Origin of the sequence: Ligilactobacillus hayakitensis DSM 18933 = JCM 14209 (assembly GCF_000615845.1) — a bacterium.
Lineage (GTDB): Bacteria > Bacillota > Bacilli > Lactobacillales > Lactobacillaceae > Ligilactobacillus > Ligilactobacillus hayakitensis.
This window is the reverse complement of sequence record NZ_BAML01000054.1, coordinates 1-5936: the sequence shown is the minus strand read 5'-3', so window position 1 is coordinate 5936 and position 5936 is coordinate 1. Positions and strand designations below refer to the sequence as shown.

General features: G+C 27.8%; 6 protein-coding genes. 5 read left to right on the top strand and 1 reads right to left on the bottom strand.

What is annotated here, in order from left to right:
* Positions 1–1029: 1029 nt before the first annotated feature.
* Positions 1030–2700: an SIR2 family protein gene (locus tag JCM14209_RS08405; RefSeq protein ID WP_025023020.1), complete on the top strand. Its 1671-nt coding sequence runs from the start codon at positions 1030–1032 to the stop codon at positions 2698–2700.
* Between the two features lie 78 nt (positions 2701–2778).
* On the opposite strand, the gene JCM14209_RS10550 is transcribed toward JCM14209_RS08405, so the two are convergent.
* A complete protein-coding gene (locus JCM14209_RS10550) occupies positions 2779–2937 on the bottom strand; it encodes an IS3 family transposase (protein WP_081774092.1) in 159 nt (52 codons plus the stop codon).
* A 224-nt stretch (positions 2938–3161) separates the two neighbouring features.
* On the opposite strand from JCM14209_RS10550, the gene JCM14209_RS08400 reads away from it, so the two are divergent.
* From JCM14209_RS08400 to JCM14209_RS08385, 4 genes are all read left to right on the top strand, one after another.
* Positions 3162–3533, top strand: a complete 372-nt coding sequence (locus JCM14209_RS08400) for a hypothetical protein (protein ID WP_025023019.1) — start codon at positions 3162–3164, stop codon at positions 3531–3533.
* Positions 3534–3628: 95 nt separating this feature from the next.
* A complete protein-coding gene (locus JCM14209_RS08395) occupies positions 3629–4276 on the top strand; it encodes a hypothetical protein (RefSeq protein ID WP_025023018.1) in 648 nt (215 codons plus the stop codon).
* A gap of 257 nt (positions 4277–4533) precedes the next feature.
* Positions 4534–5055 (top strand): Panacea domain-containing protein, encoded by a 522-nt coding sequence (locus tag JCM14209_RS08390; protein WP_025023017.1) that lies wholly within the window; start codon positions 4534–4536, stop codon positions 5053–5055.
* The gene (locus tag JCM14209_RS08385; RefSeq protein ID WP_155830705.1) at positions 5045–5743 is read left to right on the top strand and encodes a hypothetical protein; all 699 of its coding nucleotides are present in this window, start codon (positions 5045–5047) and stop codon (positions 5741–5743) included. Before JCM14209_RS08390 ends, JCM14209_RS08385 begins: the two co-directional genes overlap by 11 nt.
* The last annotated feature ends 193 nt before the right edge of the window (positions 5744–5936 follow it).

Here is a 5936-nt window from a genome sequence, read left to right as displayed (position 1 = left end):
TTGAACAAGCTGCTTAGCTGTTATTTTTTTGCGCTTTTTTTCTTTGATGTTGAATGTAGTTTCTAGACTTGATAATAAATGTGTAAGCGAAAGTTTTTAAAACTTTTGAATCCAAACGATAGGCGTTTTAATACTTTAATCTTATTCAAGTATTTGATCACTTCAATCCATCAATACCGTTGTGTTGGATCGTGCGAACTCATCTATAGACTGCATCTCCGTTAGCTCCGTTTTTTTTAATTTCACAAATTCGATACTTTCTCGAAAGAAATATTTCTACGCTTTTTATTTTAACTTCTAACGAATATTTAACCCTTTTTGACATACAAAAACTCCCTCCAGAATAGATACAGAAATTTGTTTGATTCTGTGTCCTGTTCTAAAGGGAGAATAGCATGCAGATAAATTATTTACTTATTATTATCATGGTATACTGCAATGAACGTTAATGCTATTAATATTATAAACACAGCTACTGCTCCTTTCTTTCAAAGTACCTTTTTAGTTTAAAAGCTTTTTAACAAGTTTAGTGGATTACTTTTTTTTGGGAAAAATGTTTTTTGTTTTTTTATTTTTTTCCTTCAGTTTAATAGTATTTAAACTTTATGTCTCTTCAGTGCTAATAATCAATGATTATACGGAGAGAAATAGTGTTTGATTTATATGTTGATAATGTAAGATGATTTTTTAGAGTTTTATTAAGGTGTAATTGAATAATGTTAAGTCTTTGTTGAGTATATACAGAGGTTAATGACTTATTAATTTTATATGGGGAATTTGTTCCAAAGTAAAGAAGTGTTTATGTATAGTTAAAAAGTCATATATGAATCCTTAGTTACGAAATGTGCAAATTGGTGGTGGATTCCCATATATCGAATAAAATTTAGTATACATGATTTTATATGTAATAGGTTTTCTTGGCATTTATCAGCTATTTGATTAGATGATGTATTATAAAAGTTACACTTAAAGTTATACACATTTTATGTAATAATTAAATAGTAATAATGATTAGAATAGGTGTGAAATATGGGATTAAAGGAAATTGTCGAAAATAATCAATATCCAATTATATTTGTAGGTTCAGGGATGTCAAAAAGATATTTAAGTAATTCTCCTGATTGGACTGAATTATTAGAGAAGTATTGGGGAAAATTAAAATTAAAAGAAGATTTTTATTCTTACATGATCAAGTTAAAAGATAATTTAAAGGTAGATCATCCTGAGTGGGGTGAAAACGAGATAGAATTTGCTTCTAATGTACGTGCAGGGGAAAAAATTGAAAAAGAATTTAATGAACAATTTTTAGCTAATGAATTAGAGGTAAAGGAGTTAACAACTAAAGATGTATTTGAAAATAAAATTTCTCCATTTAAATATGACTTGGCAAATAGCTTTAAAAATGCTGAATTAAAGGATAACGTGGATGAAGAAGAGTTGCAATTATATTATGAATTTTTAGCAAAAGGAAGAATGATAATAACAACTAATTATGATGACTTTATTGAAAAAGGGATAGAAGAAGTCACGAAAGAAATACCTAAGGTCTACAATAAAAATTTAGGTTTTTTTGATGAAAGTACAGGGTGGTCTGAAGTTTACAAGATACATGGAAGCTACACAGATTCTAAAAGTATCGTTATAAATAAGGATGATTATGATGAATTTGATAAGAACTCAATATTAATATCTGCCAAAATTATATCAGCAATGATTACAGCGCCTATAATATTTTTAGGGTATTCTTTAAAAGATAGAAATGTTCGAAAGATATTATCTGATTTTACAAGAGAGTTACCAATGGAAGATAGTAGAAAAAGTGCAAATAGAATAACGATTGTAGAATATAAAGAAAATGAAGAAGATATAATAGAAGAGATACGAAAGGATGGGGATTTAAACTTTAATTATAATTTAATAACTACGGATAATTATAAAAAGTTATATAATAAATTGTTGGCGATTGATGAAGGAATTACACCGCAACAAGTTTTTAAATTTCAAAAATTAATAAAACAAATAATCGATACAAGTGGTTCTAAAGGAGAATTAGATGCCGTATTAATTGATAAGAGTAGCAGTTCTGATGAAAAAGATAATAATAAGGCAAGAGTTATAGCTATTGGAAATAATGTATATGAGTATGTTCAGTTAAATGAAATAGAATATATTAAAGATTATGTTAGAGATGAATCGAAAATTGATAGTAAGGTTGCATTGAAATTTGTAGCAAATCAAAGTGCTGAATATATCCCTTTTTTAAAACATTATAAAAATATTAATGATTTAGAAAACATATTTGAGTTTTCTAAGGATGCAAAAAGAATGGAAAGTAGAATTAGCAAAATAAAAGGTAATAAGTACGAGAAGATCAAGCAAACACTAATTCTAAAGAAAGAATATAATGAAAAGCAATATATTGATATATCAGAGGTGTTAAGTTTAAAAGCAAAAGATATAGATAAAATAAATATATTAATAAAAAATGCAGACAAGTTCAATTTTCAGAAATTAACTGAGTATATTAGAGAATCAGTTGTAGAAGAGTTAGAGGATTCAATGAAAAATTCGGGGGATAAACAATATATTACAAGTTTAAGAAAGTTACTAGTTACATGGGACTTATTGCAACATAAGGATTATTTAGAAAAGATAAATAACGTTTCTTCATCGGTTAATATTGATGAAAAATCTAATTAAATATATTATAAAGTAACGGCTAAGTGGCTGGTAAAATGAAGCGAAACCTGTCAAGTAGACATAAAAAATAAAATAATATTATGCAGCCTGATTCCGGTATTTAAACAGGGTCAGGCTGTTTAATTTCCATTGATAATGATGATTATTATAATATTTAATATAATTATCTATTGATTTTAGTAATGCTTCGTATAATTTATATTTCCTACCGCTATATGCTTCATTTTTATAATGGATCTAAAAGCTTTCCATTGGCGTATTATCAATACATTTACCTACACGTGACATACTTCATATCAATCACTATGTAATATTGGCTTTATACACAAAGCTCAAATGAAAACGCTAAAAAATTGGCAAAGGCATATGCAAAAAATTTAAAAGAGTTTGGGAAGTTAGTGAAAAGTGGAAAATAACGACTTTTGTGATCTAATACAGAGGGAATTCCACAAGGAACTGTGATGAGTGAAATTTTAGCAAACATTTATATGTTAGAACTTGATAACCATATTATGAAAGCTTTGGAGAAATTTCAAAGATTATATCGACGATATTCTGATTATTTTATAATTGTTATTTCAATAAATATGATGACAGAAGGTCAGTTACTAGGATTTATAGAAAGTCAGATTGTCAGTGTACAGAATAAAATGAAAGTAACGGTGGAGGATAGTAAAATAGGAAAGTTTATTTTTGAAAATGGAGAAATAAAAAAACTTCAAAAAGATTGTCAATGGAAAAAAGCATCACTATCTTATTTAGGACTTATTTTTGATGGAGTAACCTTCACGATTAAATCTAGCACTGTGCATAGGTATAGTCATAAGTTCTGAAGAGTTAGAAGAACTTTAAAAAGAGTAGTTGCTAAGAAGGGGAAAATAAGCAAAATTAATTAGCTAATATTTTGGAGAAGAAGGTGATTAAATAAATGTTAGATTTAATATTTGACGGAATTGGTGCCTTAGGAGTCGTATCTAACTGGATCAAGAGCGTTTTTAAAGGCAATAAGAAAATCATTGTAACGCAAACTTCACCGTACTTTGTAGCACAGAATGTTAGTCAGGTATATTATCCGGGATATTTTAATACTGAAGCATTTCAAAATGATACGAAGATGCTTCATGAGTTTAGTGATGTATCACAGAGGGTTGGAAATTGGTTAAACGGAGATCCATCTCATTATGGAAAAGCCGATGTATATAAAGTGTATGATGCATACGAAACTTTATTATTCTTCAAATTAAAATTAGAGTCTGAAACTGCAATTTATGATGTGAAAATAGTGTTAGATGAAAAATATGCTTTGTATATAAGTGAAATTGATAGTAAGGATGAAATTGGTTTAATAATTCCTAAATCACAAAGCAATCATTTGAAAATTATGTATACAAATGATGGCAATATTTTGAAATATAAGAAAGAATATGATGTTGAAAAGAAAAAAGTAGGATACTCAGATACCAATGAGGTAATCCTAAAACGGAGGAAGAGATGTGTTGTTACGTCTTATAGTGTTAAAGATGTATTTGATGCTGGAGTGATAAAAAAACATAAATTGTCTAGTGCGACAGTTTAGGTATATGTACTCCACTAAGGGATGTAAGATATTTTTTTGTTGATTATAGAATTTAAATGATTAAAATAACTGAGAATTGCGTATATATAACTAAGGGTAGTTTACCGTATTTGAAACTATAGTGGCTGCTTATTATAAAATATTAATGAATAATTGGATGTTGAGTTTTTTGAATTGTTAAAGTTAAAATTTTTGAAGAATACATTATATAATATATTGGAATTGTGCTAATATTTATATAGAAAGGGGTTGTTCAAATGAATAAAATTAATATTCAAAATCCAATCGCTGTCGCAAATTTTGTGATTGAAACAGCTAATGAGGAGAATAATCCAGTAACAAATTTGAAATTACAAAAGGTGCTATTCTTTTTACAAGGATATTGCTTAAATAAGTATAATACCCCACTAATTGAAGGGGATTTTGCAAAGTGGCAATATGGTCCTGTTGAAGAAGATGTGTACCGTGAATTTAAAACGTTAGGATCATCATTATTAACTTCGCCTAGTATTACCTTAAAAAGAACTCTCGATGGAACCATTACTCTTAAAAAAGAGCGAATAGATTTAGAAAGTAATATTTTAGCTGAGTTGAAGAATGTAGTAAAAAAAATCATTAGTAAACAAGCTTGGGAATTAGTTGAACTTACTCATAATCATGCCAGTTGGAATGACTTTAAAAATGATATTTTTCAACGAAATGTTCAAGATTATTCAGACGAAGAAATCAAAGAATGCTTCAGTGATAATATGACAGAATTGGGTATTGATGATGAATGAGAATTTAAGCGTGGAGTTACTTATAAAAAGCTTTATTGATTCCGAAAAAAATGAAAATCTTGCTGAAATTCTCAAGCAAATTTCAGATAATAAATTTATTTGTAAGAATTATTCTGAAATTAGTCAGGTTATTTACGCTTTAAAAAACGATGAATTCACTAAATTAATTAATTATTTTGGATTAAAGTCCCGAAATGACGTAAATCATTTTGATGGAGTTGTAGATTCGTTAAGTATATCAAATAAAGATCGAGATAACTTACAACATTTTGGTAGACATATTGAATTGAGCTGCATGCAAAGAAGATATATTGAAAAAATTACTGAAGATGTGACCGAAGAAGCGGAAACAGCGAGAAGAAAAGTTCAAAAAATATATTCAGAGTTTGTTGGTATTTTAGGTGTTTTTACGGCGCTTTCATTTGCTTTGATGGGATCGGTTCAAGTTTTCGGAAATATATTGAATAATGTTACAGATCCCAATAGAAAGACTATAGGATTTGTACTTGTTGTTGCAGGAATTTATATGATACTAATTTATTTTGTGGTTATGACATTATTTATTGGTATGAAGAAAATTTTTGGAATAGATGGTGAGTATCGATTTAATTTTAAATTTACGGGATGTATGCTGGTGGTATCAGTTTTTTTGATTCTTATTGGAGTAATAGGAGTTTATTTTATTTAATTTATATTGGAAAATTTTAAAAGGACGACTTAAACGCTATAGTTAAAAAATTCAGTAAAACTACCTTGAACAATAAACATTTGAAGAAAAGCATTTCACATTCGAAATACTTTTTTTAGCTCTTTGTCAATTAATATTGGTAAAGAAATCTAAATAAATATATTACTAAAATTAATAGCTAAGTAGTTTGTTG

Coding starts and splice junctions, on each gene's coding strand:
- JCM14209_RS08405 (WP_025023020.1), top strand. CDS start 1,030: ATGGGATTAAAGGAAATTGTCGAAAATAATCAATATCCAATTATATTT.
- JCM14209_RS08400 (WP_025023019.1), top strand. CDS start 3,162: ATGAGTGAAATTTTAGCAAACATTTATATGTTAGAACTTGATAACCAT.
- JCM14209_RS08395 (WP_025023018.1), top strand. CDS start 3,629: ATGTTAGATTTAATATTTGACGGAATTGGTGCCTTAGGAGTCGTATCT.
- JCM14209_RS08390 (WP_025023017.1), top strand. CDS start 4,534: ATGAATAAAATTAATATTCAAAATCCAATCGCTGTCGCAAATTTTGTG.
- JCM14209_RS08385 (WP_155830705.1), top strand. CDS start 5,045: ATGATGAATGAGAATTTAAGCGTGGAGTTACTTATAAAAAGCTTTATT.